This window comes from Pseudacidovorax sp. RU35E (assembly GCF_900156165.1).
Taxonomy (GTDB): domain Bacteria; phylum Pseudomonadota; class Gammaproteobacteria; order Burkholderiales; family Burkholderiaceae_C; genus Xenophilus.
The window spans coordinates 444,128-458,460 of the sequence record NZ_FTMY01000001.1 but is presented as its reverse complement, the minus strand read 5'-3'; the positions used below and the strand labels follow the sequence as shown (position 1 = coordinate 458,460).

The following is a 14,333-nucleotide window of genomic DNA, read 5'->3' as shown; positions in this document are numbered from 1 at the left end:
ATGTTCTCGTTGATCAGATGGCTTGCACTTCCCACCGGCCGCCCACGCAGTTCAGCGTGCGGTCGCAGTGGAATTCGTCGATTTCGCTCTCATGGCCCGGCAGCACGCAGACGACCGTCTCGCCACCAGCACGCAGGGCTGCGATGGCACCGCGCAGGCCGGCGTCGGTGTCGCTCCATGGCGCGCGGATGGCCGCCCGCAGGGACGGCCGCGGCACCACGGCCACCAGGCTGCGCACATCCAGGCTGAAGCCCACCGCCGGCCGGTTGCGGCCGAAGACGGCACCGACCTCGTCGTACCGGCCGCCCCGCGCCAGCGAGTCGTTGGCGCCGTCAGCGTAGATCGCAAAGCGGGCCCCGCTGTAGTAGGCATAGCCCTGAAGGTCGGCGAGGTCGAAGCTCACGCGGGTGGTGCCCAGTTCGGCGAGCTGGGCCGACAGCCAGCGCAGGCCCGCGAGAGCCGAAAGGGCCTCGGGGAACGCGGACAGGACACGCTCGGCTTCGTCCAGCACCTGACCATCGCCGTAGAGCTCAGGCAGGACGCGTAGCGCATCGCGCGCAGGCGCAGGGAAGCCGCGCGTGAGTTCCGCCAGCGTGCTGGCGTCCTTGGCGGCCAGGGCCGCATGCACACGCTCCAGGGTGTCGCGGGGTGCCGCGGCACCTGCCAACAGGGCACGCACGATGCGCACGTCCGCCAGATCCACGAGCGCATCGCGCACATCGGCCGCGCGCAGCGTCGCCAGGGCCAGTTCGAGCGCTTCGAGGTCGGCCTCGCGGCCCGCATGCCCGTAGATCTCGGCACCGAATTGCAGCGGCTCGCGGGTGGCATTGGGACCGTCGGGCCGCGCATGCAGAACGGGCCCGCAGTAGCATAGACGCGCGACGCCCTGGCGATTGAGAAGGTGCGCGTCGATCCGGGCGACCTGGGGCGTGGTGTCGGCACGCAGCCCCATGCTGCGGCCGGAAAGCTGGTCGACGAGCTTGAAGGTCTGCAGGTCCAGCGCCTCGCCGGTGCCCGAAAGCAGTGATTCCAGATGCTCGATGAGCGGCGGCATCACCAGCTCGTAGCCGTAGCCGCGGGCGGTGTCGAGAAGTTGGCGTCGGAGTTCTTCGATGTGGCGCGCCTCGGAGGGCAGCACATCGGCAATGTGATCCGGGAGGACCCAGGCGGACATGGCGTGTAGGCCGTGGTTAAAACGGGATTCTAACGGCCCTCGGCGACGGGCCCATGAAGTCGGCTGAGCATTGATTGCCCGAAGGGGCAACGTGCAAGCCCTTCGGCAGGCGCCAAGCCGCACCGCGACCGCGCCGGCTGCTTGAGCCGCCAGGCGGCGGCGGGAGTGGGCGACTTAGCTCGCCAGCCAGAGCAAGGCGAGGCCGACCCCGACGCTGCACAGCGCGAAGAAACGAAGCTGGCCGTCACGCAACTGGAGCAGCTGGCCAAAGGCGCGGCGCCAGCCGCCCGGCGAGAGCAAGGGAACCAGCCCCTCGATCACCAGCACGAGGGCCAGCGCCTGCCAGAGGCTGTCGCCGTTCATCAGCGCTGGTTCGAGGTGTTGCTGCCGCTGCTGCGCATGGCGCGGAAGAAGTCGGTGGAGGCCGGGTCCACCACCAGCACGTCGCTCTTCTTGTTGAAGCTCTGCTTGTAGGCTTCAAGGCTGCGATAGAACTGCGCGAACTGCGGATCGCGACCGAAGGCATCGGCGTAGGCGGAGGCAGCCTGCGCGTCACCCTCACCCTTGATCTTCTGCGCGTCCCGGTAGGCGTTGGCGACCGTGACTTCGCGCTGCCGGTCCGCGTCGGCGCGGATCTTCTCGCCCTCGGCCTGGCCGGTCGAACGCAGCTCGTTGGCCACGCGCTTGCGCTCGGCCTCCATGCGGCGGTAGACCGACTCGGTGATGGCCTCGACGTAATCGATGCGCGTCACACGCACGTCGACGATGTCGATGCCCCACGCATTGCCGCCCTGCACCACGCTCAGCACCTCGCGACGGACGTCGTTCATGACATCCTCGCGCCGGGCGGAGATCAGGTCGCGCACGGTGCGCTTGTTGATGTTTTCCTGAAAGGCATTGCGCACCACACGGTTGAGCTGCACGGCGCCAGCGCTCTCATCCAGCCCGACGTTGCGGATGTAGGCCGATGGGTCGACGATGCGCCAGCGCACGTACCAGTCGATCACCACGCGCTGCTTCTCGGCCGTGAGCATCGGCTCTGTGTCCATGCTGGAGAGCGTCAACAGGCGCTTGTCGATGTACGACACATTCTGCACCGGCGGAGGCAGCTTGAACTTGAGGCCCGGCTCGGTGATGACGTCCTTGATCTGGCCCAACTGGTAGACGACGCCGAACTGGCGCTGGTCGACCACGAAGAGCATGGAGCTGGCGAGCACCAGCAGGATGAGCAGCGATGCGCCGATGAATCCGATTCTGTTCATGTTCTTGTTCTCCCGGTTTCAGCGGACGTCACGCTCGCGCGAACGAGCGTCGCGGGCGCGCGAGTCACCCGAAGGAGCGACCGGGATGGCCGAGGATTGAGGAGCGGCGGTGCCTGCGACCGCAGGCGGTGCGCCGTCGGCCGGCGCGGCCGTGTTCTGCGATCCGCTCTGCTGCATCAGCTTGTCCAGCGGCAGGTACAGCAGGTTCGAGCCCTGGCGGCTTTCGACCAGCACCTTGCTGGTGTTGGCATAGATTTGCTGCATGGTGTCGGTGTACATGCGGTCACGAGTGACCTGCGGCGCCTTCTGGTACTCGGCCAGCACCTGGCTGAAGCGCTGCGCATCACCCTGGGCCTGCGCTGCCACACGGGCCTTGTACGCCTCGGCCTCTTCCTTCAGGCGCGATGCGGTACCGACGGCACGCGGCACCACGTCGTTGGCATAGGCCTGGGCTTCATTCTTCGCGCGCTCGCGTTCCTGGCCCGCCTTGAGCACATCGTCGAAGGCGGCCTGCACCTGCTCCGGCGGGCGCACGCCGCCCTGCTGCAGGTTGATCCCCACGACTTCCACGCCCACCTTGTAGCGGTCGAGGATGGTCTGCATGAGCTGACGCACCCGCGGCGAGATCTGGTCACGCTCCTCGGCAAGGGCTGCGTCCATCTTCATCTTGCCAACGACTTCGCGCACGGCGGTCTCGGCGACCTGCACCACGGTCTCGGACGGGCTCTTGCTTTCGAAGAGCCAGGCCCGTGCGTCGGACAAGCGGTACTGCACCGCGAACTTGATCTCGACGATGTTCTCGTCCTCGGTCAGCATGGCCGATTCGCGCAGGCCAGTCGAACGCACGATGGCATCTCGGCCGACGTCGGTCGAGCGGATCTGCGTGACCACCACGATCTCATGGCGCTGGATCGGATACGGCAGACGCCAGTTGAAGCCGGCCCCCACGGTCTGCTTGTAGCGACCGAACTGCGTGATCACCGCCTGCTGGCCTTCATTGACGATGAAGAAGCCGGTGCCCAGCCAGATCAGCAGCGCGACGCCGATGACCGCACCGATGCCGAAGCCGGCATTCTTCATGTCGGGCTTGCCGCCGCCAAAGTTGGGCGGACGAGGACCGCCCCCGTTGCCGCCCCGACCGCCGAAAAGCCCACCGAGCTTGCGATTGAAGTCGCGCCAGAGCTCGTCGAGATCCGGCGGGCCCTGGTTGGGCCCCGGGTTCCTCGGTCGTGGGTTGGAGGGCGGCGCGGGCGGCTCGCCCTCGGGCCGGCTCGTGGACGGGCGGTCACCGTCGGAAGAAGACGACGCATCGTCGCTACGACCCCAACGGCCATCGTTCAGGTTGAACATTCCCTGAACCCGTCTCCACACAGGCATTGACTTCATTCGGTGATTAGGTGTGATTGGCGCGGGCTATTGTGCCCAATCAGGGCTGGGCACTTTGCAATTCGGGCTGCGACCATGGGGTGATCGCGGCCGACTCGGCGCGTTGGGCCAGTGCCTCACGCAGCGCCGGCAGGCCATCGCCCGTACGGGCACTCACGAAGAGCCGGGGCACGGGCACGCCGTCAAGTTCCATCTCGTCGACGAGCTTGAGCGGGCGCCGCTCCTCGGGCAGGGCGTCCAGCTTGTTGAAGACCAGCAGTTGAGGTACCTCGGTCGCGCCGATGTCGGCCAGGACCTGCTGCACTTCCGCGATCTGCTCGGGGTGGTGCGGATTGGCCGCATCCACCACATGCAGCAGCAGGTCCGCATCCACGGCCTCCTGCAGGGTCGCCTTGAAGGCGTCTACCAGGCCGTGGGGCAGATCGCGGATGAACCCCACCGTGTCAGAGATGGACACGCGCCGACCCACGTCACCGAGGTAGAGGTGGCGCGTGGTCGTATCGAGCGTGGCAAAGAGCTGATCGGCCGCATAGGCACGCGCCTTGACAAGCGCGTTGAACAGCGAGGACTTGCCTGCGTTGGTGTAGCCGACCAGCGAGATGTTGAAGGTGTCGCGCCGCTCGCGTTGCCGACGCTGCGTGCCGCGCTGCTTCTGTACCTTGGCAAGACGCTCGCGGGTGCGCTTGATCGACGAATCAATCATCCGGCGGTCGAGCTCGATCTGCTTTTCACCCGGGCCGCCGCGCACGCCCGCGCCGCCCGTCTGACGCTCCAGGTGGGACCAGCGCCGCACGAGGCGCGTGCTCAGATACTGAAGACGGGCGAGTTCGACCTGCAACTTGCCCTCATGACTGCGGGCACGTTGGGCAAAGATTTCGAGGATCAGGAAGGTGCGGTCGTAGACGGCGACGCCGAGTTCGCGCTCGAGATTGCGCTGCTGCGCGGGTGACAGGGCCTGATCGAAGATCACCTCGCTTGCGCGGTGCATCAGGGCCAGTTCACGGATCTCGTCGGCCTTGCCGCTGCCCACGAACAGGGCGGCATCCGGCGCCTTGCGCTTGCAGCTCAGCCGGGCGACTGGGTCGAGCCCAGCGGTCTGGGCGAGTAGGCCGAGCTCTTCGAGTTCACCATCGAAATGGGGAAGGCCGAAGTCGACGCCGACCAGAACGGCCGCGCCTTCTTGGCGGGAGATGGATTCAGACAAATGCGGGGGAGCCTGATTCATGGTGGACGGGTTGACGTGTCCGCCAACCCGTCCCATGCCGCTCAGGCGCTGGCGTCGCTCTCGGTGACCGAGAAGTTGACGGCGCGGCCGGGCACGATGGTCGAGATGGCGTGCTTGTAGACCATTTGCGTCACCGTGTTGCGCAGCAACACGACGTACTGGTCGAAAGACTCGATCTGGCCTTGCAGCTTGATGCCGTTGACCAGGTAGATCGAGACAGGAACATGCTCGCGGCGCAGCGTGTTCAGGAACGGGTCTTGTAGGAGTTGCCCTTTGTTGCTCACGATATTCTCCGTGTTCAGAAGAAGAGTTGTTGGACCGGGCACCTTAACACAGGGTTTCCGCACTGCAACATTCGCGTACGAAAGCCGTCGCAAAAAGAGCGGCTACTGCCCGGGCGAAACACCATGATGACGGATCACGAACCGTCCTTGTCGGCATAGGGGTTATGCGAGGTCTTGAACTCGATGCGCAGTGGCGTGCCGATCAGATCGAATTCCTTGCGGAAGCGCGTCTCGAGGAATCGCCGGTAGCTGTCGCTCACGTGCTCCAGCGAGTTGCCATGGATGACGATCACAGGCGGGTTCATGCCGCCCTGGTGCGCATAGCGCAGCTTGGGCCGGTACATGCCGCTCTTCTTGGGCGCCTGGAACTGCACCGACTCCAGCAATACGCGTGTGAGCACAGGCGTCGCCATCTTGCGCGTGGCCGATCGGTGGGCCTGGACGATCGACTGCCACACCGGCCCGACACCCAGCCGCTTCTTGGCCGAGATGAAGTGCAATGCGGCGAACTTGAGGAAGGGCAGGCGGTTCTCGATCTGCCGCTGCAACTGCTCGCGCTCGTAGCTGTCGACCGCGTCCCACTTGTTGACGGCGATGACCACCGCCCGCCCCGCTTCCAGGATGAAGCCGGCGATGTGGGCGTCCTGATCGGTCACACCCTGCGTGGCGTCGATCAACAGCAGCACGACGTTGGCCGACTCGATGGCCTGCAGGGTCTTCACCACCGAGAACTTCTCGATAGCCTCGAACACACGGCCCTTGCGACGCAGACCTGCGGTGTCGATCAGCTCGAAGCGCTGACCATTGCGCTCCAGCGGCACCATGATGGCGTCGCGCGTGGTACCGGGCATGTCGAAGGCGACCAGGCGCTCCTCGCCAAGCCAGGTGTTGATCAGCGTCGACTTTCCGACGTTGGGTCGGCCGGCCACGGCCAGACGGATCGGCCGCGCGCCCTCCTCGTCCTGCGGATCTGCTTCGTCCTCTTCGACGGGCGGCAGCGCATCGAGGGCGAGATCGACCAGCGACCGCACGCCCTGGCCATGGGCCGACGACACGGCATGCACTTCGCCCAGCCCCAGCTCATAGAACTCCGCCAGTCGCCCGCTGTCCTTCATGCCTTCGGCCTTGTTGGCCGCAAGGACGCACGGCTTGCCGAGCCGGCGCAGCTCCTTGGCGATGTCGTGATCCTGGGCCGACAGACCCTCGCGCGCATCCACCACGAACACGATCACATCCGCCTCTGCGACGGCCTGGCGCGTCTGCTTGGCCATCTCCTGGTAGATGCCGCTGCCGGCATCCGGCTCGAAGCCACCGGTGTCGATGACGATGAACTCACGTGGGCCGGCCCGGCCACTGCCGTAATGGCGGTCACGGGTCAGGCCGGCAAAGTCGGCCACGATGGCGTCGCGCGTGCCCGTCAGGCGGTTGAACAGGGTCGACTTGCCGACGTTGGGGCGCCCTACGAGCGCGAGAACCGGCTTCATGCAAACCTTCGTTCAGAGCGGATCATTGAAAAACCAGCCGGCACGCGCCGGCCGTGCAGACATCATTCGGGTCGGTAACCGAACACGCCGCCGTTGCGGGTGACGATCACGACCGTGTCGGCGGCGATCGTCGGCGCTGCGGCGACGGCCGAACCATCCGGCACCAGGCGGTTGAGCACGGCACCATCCTGGCGCGACAGGAAGTGAACTGCGCCCGTGTCTTCACCGATCACGAGCGTGCGACCGACGGCGAGCGGCGCCGTCAGCGTGCGAAGGCGCAGACGATCCATGCTCCAGGCACGTTGCCCATCGGCCCGGCGCCACGCGAGCACCGTGCCGTTGCTTTCCACGCCGTAGACGAAGCTGTCGTCGCCCGAAACGCCTTCCGAGCCCACTGCCGGTTGGGTCCAGGCCAGGGTGCCGCGCTGGGCATCGACGCAGCCGACAGCCGCGTAGTAGGCGCGCGCGCAGATGCTGTCGCCCACCCGGCTGACGCTGCCGGTCAAGTCGACCAGGCGCTCCACGTCGTTCGTGCCCCGGGGCGAAGCCACCGGGACTTCCCAGCGCGAACTGCCGTTGGCGGGATTCATGCCGACCAACCGCGCCCCGATGCCGGTGACCAGCGTGTCGCCAAAGGGCATCAGCACGCCCGGCTTGCGCAGCACCAGCGTCTCCCCACCTGCGCGGCTCTGCTGCCAAAGACGCCGGCCGGTCTGTCCGTCGAAAGCTGCCGTGGTGCGGTCGGCCGTCTGGACAAACACCCGGCGCCCCGCCACCAGCGGCGGCGTGAACGTCTCGGCAGGCAGGCGCTCCTTCCAGATGACCTTGCCCGCCTCGATGGCGACGAGCTCGTTGTTGCGGGTCACGACAGCAGCCAGTTGGCCGTCACTGCCCACCCCTGCCGACAGCGGCGCGCCGGCCTGGGCGCGCCACAGCTCACGCCCCTGGCGCGCGTCGATGGCCACCACGGTGCCGTCGGAAGCCGCCACTGTCACCCGGTCGCCGCTGACCGCAGTGCTCAACGGAAAGCTCACCGCCGGCAGCTTGACGCTCCATGCCTGGCTGACGCCCAGCACCGAAGGATTGGCCGGCAGTTCGTCCGGCTTGGGCTTCGACGTGCCGGAACAGGCGGCCAGGGCAGCCACAACGATGCCGGCACAGGTGGCCCGCAGAACGCTAGCGAGGGGCGTGGAGAGCTTCGACAGGGTCATGAATCAAATCCGTTTCAGGAAGAGGCCTGGGCCGAGAGCGAAGCCGGGTCGACGCCCACGGCGTTGAGCTTGACCTCCACCAGCTTGCGATAGGCCGCGTCCTGCGCCAGGGCGGTCCATGCCTTCTTGTACTCGGCCTGCGCTTCATTGCGCTTGCCCTGCGCCAACAGCACATCGCCGCGGCGGTCGGCCACCAGGCCCTTGAATTCCTCCGGGAAACTGCCGTCGAGCTGCTTGAGCGCCTCGTCGTAGGCCTTGGTCTCCAGCAGCGCTGCAGCCAGGCGCAGACGCGCCACGGCACGGTATCCCGGGTCGGTGCCCTTGTCGGCCACCCAGGTCAGTGCCGCGCGGCTGGCGTCGGCCTGGCCCTTGTCGGCCAGCGTCTTGCTGGTCAAGAGGCCTGCCTGCTGGGCGTACACCGTACTGCCGAAGCGGCTGGTCATGTCGTCGAAGGCCCGCTGAACCTTGGCGGGATCGCCCGCCTGCACGGCGCGATCGAGCTCGTCATAGAGTGCGGCGGCCTGCGTCGACTGGCGCTGTTGCCAGTAGTGCCAACCGTTCCAGCCCAGCACCGCCACGGCGGCCAGGATCACGACGCCGGTGATCAGATTGCCGTAGAGGTTCCAGAAATGCTTGAGGCGGTCGAGCTGTTCCTGCTCTTCGAGATCGAGATGGGTCGCCATACGGGGGGTCAGTCTTGGGAAGCCGCGGATTGTAGGCTGGGCCCCCAGGCCGCGACCTCGGCCAGCGGGCGCGCCAACTGGGCGCCCGCACCGTCGCGCAGCGATTTCACGGTGACCTCGCCGCGGGCCAGCTCGTCGGCGCCGAAGATCAGCGCGTGGCGCGCGCCGCTGGCATCGGCCCGCTTGAATTGGGACTTGAAGCTGCCCTGCCCGTCCGGCCCACCCGCATGCATCTGGACCTGCACGCCCATGTCGCGCAACTTCGTCAGGGTGTGCAACACGACGGGCATGGCCGACGCATCGGGCACGACAGCGAAGGCGTCGGGCGCAGGTGCGGGAAAAGCCGTGCCCTGCTCTTCCAGCAAGGCCAGCACGCGTTCCACCCCCATCGCCCAGCCCACGGCAGGCGCAGCCTTGCCGCCGATCTGCACGATGAGGTCGTCGTAGCGCCCGCCCGCGCACACCGTGCCCTGGGCACCGAGGCGATCGGTGACGAACTCGAACACCGACAGGTTGTAGTAATCGAGCCCACGCACCAGGCGTGGGTTGATCGTGTAGGCGATGCCGTTGGCGTCCAGGATGGCGCGAAGGCCATCGAAATGCGCAAGCGAGGCCTCACCCAGGAAGTCGAGCAGCTTCGGCGCCGCCTCGACCACGTCCTTCATCGCCGCATTCTTGGTGTCCAGAATGCGCAGTGGATTGCTGTGCAGGCGGCGCTTGCCGTCCTCGTCCAGCTTGTCGGCATGCCGCTCGAAATGGGCGATCAGTTGCGCGCGGTGGGCGGCGCGCTCGGCCGGCTGGCCCAGGCTGTTGATCTCCAGGCGGACATCGGTGAGGCCGAGCGCCTTCCACAGCGAAGCAGCCAGCAGGATCAGCTCGGCATCGACGTCGGGTCCGGCGAAGCCCAGCGCCTCGGCACCGATCTGATGGAACTGTCGGTAGCGGCCGCGCTGCGGCCGCTCGTGGCGGAACATCGGTCCCGTGTACCAGAGCCGCTTGGGGCCATCGTATAGATAGGAATGCTCCGTCACCGCACGAACGACGCTGGCCGTGTTCTCGGGGCGCAGCGTCAGCTGCTCGCCGTTGAGGCGGTCCTCGAAGGAGTACATCTCCTTCTCGACGATGTCGGTCACCTCGCCGATTCCACGCACGAACAGCGCCGTGTGCTCCAGGATCGGAGTGCGGATGTTTCGGTATGCATGGCGCGCCATCTGTTCGCGCACGATGCCTTCAAGCCATTCCCAGCGCGCCGATTCCGGCGGCAGGATGTCATTCATGCCTTTGACGGCACTGATCTTTTCAGCCATGGGTGACAGGGGTTCGATCAGGCGCCAGCGGTGGCGGCGGCCTGGCCGAAGCGCTTCTCGATGTAGTTTTCGACGATCTGATGGAATTCGGTGGCGATGTTCTCGCCACGCAGGGTGAGCGCCTTCTCGCCGTCGATGAAGACGGGCGCGGCCGGCGCCTCCCCGGTGCCGGGCAGGCTGATGCCGATGTCGGCATGCTTGCTCTCGCCCGGACCGTTGACGATGCAGCCCATGACGGCCACCTTCAGCGCCTCGACGCCCGGGTAGCGGTTGCGCCACACCGGCATCTGCATGCGCAGGTAGTCGTCGATCTGCTTGGCCAGCTCCTGGAAGGTGGTGCTGGTGGTGCGGCCGCAACCAGGGCAGGCGGTGACGCTGGGCACGAACACGCGCAGCCCCAGGGCCTGCAGGATCTCGGCGGCGATCACCACCTCCTGCGTGCGGGCTTCCCCCGGCTGGGGCGTCAGGCTCACACGGATGGTGTCGCCGATGCCTTCCTGCAGCAGGATCGACAACGCCGTGGCCGAGGCCACCGTGCCCTTGGTGGCCATCCCGGCCTCGGTCAGGCCCAGGTGCAGGGCGTAATCGCAGCGGCGGGCCAGTTCGCGGTAGACGGAGATCAGGTCCTGCACGCCGCTCACCTTGCAGCTGAGGATGATCTGGTCGCCGTTCATGCCCATCGATTCGGCCAGGCGGGCGGAGTCGATGGCCGAGCTCACCAGCGCCTCGTACATCACGGCCTTGGCGTCCCAGGGCTGGGCGCGGCGGCTGTTGGCGTCCATCAGGCTGGCCAGCAGTTCCTGGTCCAGGCTGCCCCAGTTGACGCCGATGCGCACCACCTTGTTCCAGCGCACGGCGGCTTCGATCATCTGGCCGAACTGCCGGTCCTTCTTGTCACCCTTGCCCACGTTGCCAGGGTTGATGCGGTACTTGGACAGTGCTTCCGCGCAGGCCGGGAATTCGGTCAGTAGCCGATGGCCGTTGTAGTGGAAGTCGCCCACCAGCGGCACATCGACGCCCATGCGGTCGAGTTGCTCACGGATATAGGGCACCTGGGCCGCGGCCTCAGGCGTATTGACGGTGATGCGGACCATCTCGGAGCCGGCCTGGGCCAGTTCCTTGACCTGGATGGCGGTGCCGATGGCGTCCACCGTGTCGGTGTTGGTCATGGACTGCACGCGCACCGGGGCGTCGCCACCCACGGTCACCACGCGCGGGCCCCACACCACGCGCGCCTGACGCGAACGGCGCGCAGCCGGACTGGCGGCGGCAATGGGAAGGGCGGCGGGATCGAGGATGCGGTCGAAGCTCATCATGCAGACTCCTGCGCGGATACAGCACAGGGGCTGGCGCGCAAACGGCGCAGGCGCCGCATCACGGGGCCTCCGCCTTGACTTCGAAGCGGGCGACGCCGCCCGTGCGGGCAATGGGCGTCAGGTCGAAAGGCTTGCCATGCACGAGCACATCGACGGCGGACGCGCGACCGATGATCACCGCGAGCGGCAGCTTGCCGGAAAGGGCCAGCGTTTCGCCGCTCGCCAAGGTGCGCTGCTGCAGCACGCGGCCGCCGGCCTCGGACACCGACACCCAGGCTTCGCCCTTGGCGGTGAGCTGGACAGCTTCCGCGGGTGCCGCCACGGGAGCCGGCGCCGGCGTGGCCGCAACCTCGGCAGCGGCGGGCTGCGAGGCGGTGGCGGCGGGCACCGGTGCGGTCGCGGGAGGCTGCGAGCTCGCAGCACCGTCGGCTGCGGCAGCGCCCGCCCCTTCGGCGGCCGCTGCGGGATCCACCTGCGCGGATGGCGATCGCCCACCCTGGGGCGCCAGGGCCGCGGTCACCTTGTCGATGGCGCTCTGCGGCACCCAGAACAGCAGGGCCGCCGCGCCCAGCAGCAAGGCCACCACCACGATCAGCGGCGCGGAAATGCCATGGGTCGTCCGCCCGAGACCGGCGTTGCGGTGCGTATGGGGCTTAATCGCGCCACCGACCGCGCGGTCGGACTGGGCCAACGATGCACGCGGCGCACCGGGCAGACGCGCAAGAACGGGCGCCGGATCGACGCGCAAGGCGCGACAGACGCTGGCCGCCAGCGCGCGGGCGAACACCGGATCCGGCAATGCCGTCAGATCGTCCGCCTCCAGCGCGGCAAGCTTCTGCACGGGCACCTTCAACGCCGCTGCCACGACCTCCAGGTGCAGTCCGTGCATCTCGCGGGCCTGACGCAACATCTGCCCCGCCGTGGGCTGGACGGCTGGCGACGCCGGAACGGCTCCCTGGACGGTCGGCGCCGTCTCGTTCGGCTGATCATTCATTGAAGTTTCCACGCTCGTAGGCCAGCGTCTCGCGCGCGTCCGGGAAACGCCGCCGCAGCTGCATGCCCAGCTGGGACACCGCCTCCGCGTTGCCGAGCCGACGCTCGATGCGCATGCCAAGCCAGAGCGATTCCGCGTTGCCGGACGGACCGTTGTTCACGCGACGGATATAGAACTGGGCCCGCACGTCGTCGCGGCGTTGGTGGAGCAACAGCGCCAGGTTGTAGCCCACGACGGGGTTGGCACTGTCGAGCTCGTAGGCCTGCATCAGCGAACGCTGGGCGCCCGCACTGTCGCCGGCCTGCATCTGGCACACGCCCTGAGTCATCCAGGTACGGGCGGCGTCGCGGTAGCCGGGCACGGCCAGCGCTGCGCCAAAGCGCTGAACGGCGTCGGCATAGCGCTTTTGCTGGCACATGAGCCAGCCGTAGTTGTGCAGGGCATCGCCGTCCCGCGGATTGAGCGCAACGGCGCGGCGAAAGCTGTCTTCCGCCTGAGCCGGATCATCCAGGCGCATGTAGACCAGCCCGCGCAGGTTGTAGGCAGCGCCCAGCGACGGGTCGGCGGTCAGCGCATTGCCGATTTCTTCGAGGGCCACCTGGTTCTGCCCCTGTTCGAAGTACCCCAGCGCCAGCTGCAGCCGCAGCTGCGCGCGACGCTTGGCCTGCACGGCAGGATCGACCGGATCCACCTGCAAGGGTGTCGCACTTGGCGGTGGCGGCGGCTCCACCGCTGCCGGAGGGGTGCTTTTGCAAGCGGAGACCAAGGCCGCGATGCCAAGCACCGAGCTGAGCGCCAGCAGGCGCGCCTGGGCGGAATGAGAGCGCGGCCCGCGCAAGATCATCGTGCAGCTTCTCCGACGGTCGGATGTTCCGGCTCGGTCTGCACCTTGCGCATCATCACGGTGCGTCGCTGCGCCATGCGCTCAGCCGCACGCGTGCGGTCCTTGACGTCGCCGGCCAGCTGGCCGCAGGCCGCGTCGATGTCGTCACCACGGGTCTTGCGCACCGTGGTGACGATGCCCGCGTCGGCCAGCAGCCGCGCGAAGGCCTGCACGCGCGGCGCAGGCGAGCGCACCAGACCTGAAGCCGGAAAGGGATTGAAGGGGATCAGGTTGAACTTGCAGGAGACGCCGCTCGTGCGCACCAGCTCGATCAACTGACGGGCATGCTCGGGCTGGTCGTTGACGCCATCCAGCATGCAGTATTCGAAAGTGATGAAGTCGCGCGGAGCCGGCTCCAGATAGCGCTTGCACGCGCTCATGAGTTCGGCCAGCGGGTATTTGCGATTCAGCGGCACGAGATCGTCCCGCAGCGCATCGTTGGGTGCGTGCAGCGACACGGCCAGGGCCACCGGGCAGTCGGCGCCCAGGCGGTCCATCATGGGGACCACGCCCGAGGTGGACACGGTCACGCGGCGGCGCGAGAGGCCGTAGGCGTTGTCGTCCAGCATCGTCCGCAGCGCCGGCACCAGCGCGCCGTAGTTCTGCAGCGGCTCGCCCATGCCCATCATCACGACGTTCGAGATGACGCGCTCGTCGCGGCCCAGGTGTCGTCGCAGGAAATGCTCGGCAAACCAGAGCTGCGCGACGATCTCGCCGGTGCTCAGGTTGCGGCTGAAGCCCTGGTGGCCCGTGGAGCAGAAGCGGCACCCCACGGCACAACCCGCCTGCGACGACACGCACAGCGTGCCGCGGTCTTCCTCTGGAATGAACACGGCCTCGACGGCATCGCCGTTGCCGACATTGAACAGCCACTTGATCGTGCCGTCGGTCGACTCCTGCTGCGTCAGGACGGGCAGGCCGGTGACGGTGGCACAGCCGGCGAGCTTGCCGCGGAGCGACTTCGCCAGATCGCTCATCTGCTCGAAGTCGCTGGCGCCACGCTGGTGGATCCAGCGGAACAGTTGCGTGGCGCGAAAACGCTTTTCGCCCAGGCCCTCGCAGAACGCGGCCAGACCCTCCAGATCGAAATCGAGCAGGTTGGTGGCGGTCATGGCGAGGGCTGG

Annotated in this window: 14 protein-coding genes; all 14 read right to left on the bottom strand. The window is 67.4% G+C overall.

What is annotated here, in order from left to right; genetic code table 11:
- Window positions 1-13: 13 nt before the first annotated feature.
- The 14 genes from BXA03_RS01960 to rlmN all read right to left on the bottom strand — a co-directional run bounded on the left by BXA03_RS01960 (window position 14) and on the right by rlmN (window position 14,321).
- Window positions 14-1,174, bottom strand: coding sequence for an ATP phosphoribosyltransferase regulatory subunit (locus tag BXA03_RS01960; RefSeq protein ID WP_076503472.1), 1,161 nt, complete (start codon window positions 1,172-1,174; stop codon window positions 14-16).
- 174 nt (window positions 1,175-1,348) lie between these two features.
- Complete coding sequence (locus BXA03_RS01955; protein WP_076503471.1) at window positions 1,349-1,537, bottom strand: DUF2065 domain-containing protein; 189 nt, start codon at window positions 1,535-1,537, stop codon at window positions 1,349-1,351.
- Entirely contained in the window at window positions 1,537-2,436 is a 900-nt protein-coding gene (gene hflC, locus BXA03_RS01950) for a protease modulator HflC (RefSeq protein ID WP_076503470.1), read from the bottom strand. The genes BXA03_RS01955 and hflC overlap by 1 nt, the downstream gene beginning before the upstream one ends.
- Before the next feature lie 18 nt (window positions 2,437-2,454).
- Window positions 2,455-3,786 carry an FtsH protease activity modulator HflK gene (gene hflK / locus BXA03_RS01945; RefSeq protein ID WP_076503469.1) on the bottom strand — a complete coding sequence of 444 codons (1,332 nt, stop codon included), beginning with the start codon at window positions 3,784-3,786 and terminating at the stop codon, window positions 2,455-2,457.
- A 76-nt stretch (window positions 3,787-3,862) separates the two neighbouring features.
- Window positions 3,863-5,026, bottom strand: a complete 1,164-nt coding sequence (gene hflX, locus BXA03_RS01940; protein ID WP_200803318.1) for a GTPase HflX — start codon at window positions 5,024-5,026, stop codon at window positions 3,863-3,865.
- A gap of 62 nt (window positions 5,027-5,088) precedes the next feature.
- Window positions 5,089-5,349 carry an RNA chaperone Hfq gene (gene hfq, locus BXA03_RS01935; protein ID WP_196933677.1) on the bottom strand — a complete coding sequence of 87 codons (261 nt, stop codon included), beginning with the start codon at window positions 5,347-5,349 and terminating at the stop codon, window positions 5,089-5,091.
- A gap of 116 nt (window positions 5,350-5,465) precedes the next feature.
- Window positions 5,466-6,815, bottom strand: a complete 1,350-nt coding sequence (der, locus tag BXA03_RS01930) for a ribosome biogenesis GTPase Der (protein ID WP_076503467.1) — start codon at window positions 6,813-6,815, stop codon at window positions 5,466-5,468.
- 62 nt (window positions 6,816-6,877) lie between these two features.
- A complete protein-coding gene (bamB, locus tag BXA03_RS01925; RefSeq protein ID WP_076503466.1) occupies window positions 6,878-8,026 on the bottom strand; it encodes an outer membrane protein assembly factor BamB in 1,149 nt (382 codons plus the stop codon).
- Window positions 8,027-8,040: 14 nt separating this feature from the next.
- Window positions 8,041-8,709 (bottom strand): YfgM family protein, encoded by a 669-nt coding sequence (locus tag BXA03_RS01920; RefSeq protein ID WP_076503465.1) that lies wholly within the window; start codon window positions 8,707-8,709, stop codon window positions 8,041-8,043.
- Window positions 8,710-8,717: 8 nt separating this feature from the next.
- On the bottom strand, window positions 8,718-10,016 hold the full coding sequence (gene hisS, locus BXA03_RS01915; RefSeq protein ID WP_076503464.1) for a histidine--tRNA ligase: 1,299 nt from the start codon (window positions 10,014-10,016) through the stop codon (window positions 8,718-8,720).
- A 17-nt stretch (window positions 10,017-10,033) separates the two neighbouring features.
- Window positions 10,034-11,329 carry a flavodoxin-dependent (E)-4-hydroxy-3-methylbut-2-enyl-diphosphate synthase gene (gene ispG / locus BXA03_RS01910; RefSeq protein ID WP_076503688.1) on the bottom strand — a complete coding sequence of 432 codons (1,296 nt, stop codon included), beginning with the start codon at window positions 11,327-11,329 and terminating at the stop codon, window positions 10,034-10,036.
- Between the two features lie 61 nt (window positions 11,330-11,390).
- On the bottom strand, window positions 11,391-12,326 hold the full coding sequence (locus tag BXA03_RS27485; RefSeq protein ID WP_083715819.1) for a helix-turn-helix domain-containing protein: 936 nt from the start codon (window positions 12,324-12,326) through the stop codon (window positions 11,391-11,393).
- Entirely contained in the window at window positions 12,319-13,170 is an 852-nt protein-coding gene (gene pilW, locus BXA03_RS01900; RefSeq protein ID WP_076503462.1) for a type IV pilus biogenesis/stability protein PilW, read from the bottom strand. Before pilW ends, BXA03_RS27485 begins: the two co-directional genes overlap by 8 nt.
- Window positions 13,167-14,321, bottom strand: a complete 1,155-nt coding sequence (rlmN, locus tag BXA03_RS01895; RefSeq protein WP_076503461.1) for a dual-specificity RNA methyltransferase RlmN — start codon at window positions 14,319-14,321, stop codon at window positions 13,167-13,169. Before rlmN ends, pilW begins: the two co-directional genes overlap by 4 nt.
- Window positions 14,322-14,333 lie beyond the last annotated feature (12 nt).

What these genes read in the sequence shown, in the direction of transcription:
- BXA03_RS01960 (WP_076503472.1), bottom strand. Translation starts at nt 1,174, where the DNA reads ATGTCCGCCTGGGTCCTCCCGGATCACATTGCCGATGTGCTGCCCTCC.
- BXA03_RS01955 (WP_076503471.1), bottom strand. Translation starts at nt 1,537, where the DNA reads ATGAACGGCGACAGCCTCTGGCAGGCGCTGGCCCTCGTGCTGGTGATC.
- hflC (WP_076503470.1), bottom strand. Translation starts at nt 2,436, where the DNA reads ATGAACAGAATCGGATTCATCGGCGCATCGCTGCTCATCCTGCTGGTG.
- hflK (WP_076503469.1), bottom strand. Translation starts at nt 3,786, where the DNA reads ATGTTCAACCTGAACGATGGCCGTTGGGGTCGTAGCGACGATGCGTCG.
- der (WP_076503467.1), bottom strand. Translation starts at nt 6,815, where the DNA reads ATGAAGCCGGTTCTCGCGCTCGTAGGGCGCCCCAACGTCGGCAAGTCG.
- bamB (WP_076503466.1), bottom strand. Translation starts at nt 8,026, where the DNA reads ATGACCCTGTCGAAGCTCTCCACGCCCCTCGCTAGCGTTCTGCGGGCC.
- BXA03_RS01920 (WP_076503465.1), bottom strand. Translation starts at nt 8,709, where the DNA reads ATGGCGACCCATCTCGATCTCGAAGAGCAGGAACAGCTCGACCGCCTC.
- hisS (WP_076503464.1), bottom strand. Translation starts at nt 10,016, where the DNA reads ATGGCTGAAAAGATCAGTGCCGTCAAAGGCATGAATGACATCCTGCCG.
- ispG (WP_076503688.1), bottom strand. Translation starts at nt 11,329, where the DNA reads ATGAGCTTCGACCGCATCCTCGATCCCGCCGCCCTTCCCATTGCCGCC.
- BXA03_RS27485 (WP_083715819.1), bottom strand. Translation starts at nt 12,326, where the DNA reads ATGAATGATCAGCCGAACGAGACGGCGCCGACCGTCCAGGGAGCCGTT.
- pilW (WP_076503462.1), bottom strand. Translation starts at nt 13,170, where the DNA reads ATGATCTTGCGCGGGCCGCGCTCTCATTCCGCCCAGGCGCGCCTGCTG.
- rlmN (WP_076503461.1), bottom strand. Translation starts at nt 14,321, where the DNA reads ATGACCGCCACCAACCTGCTCGATTTCGATCTGGAGGGTCTGGCCGCG.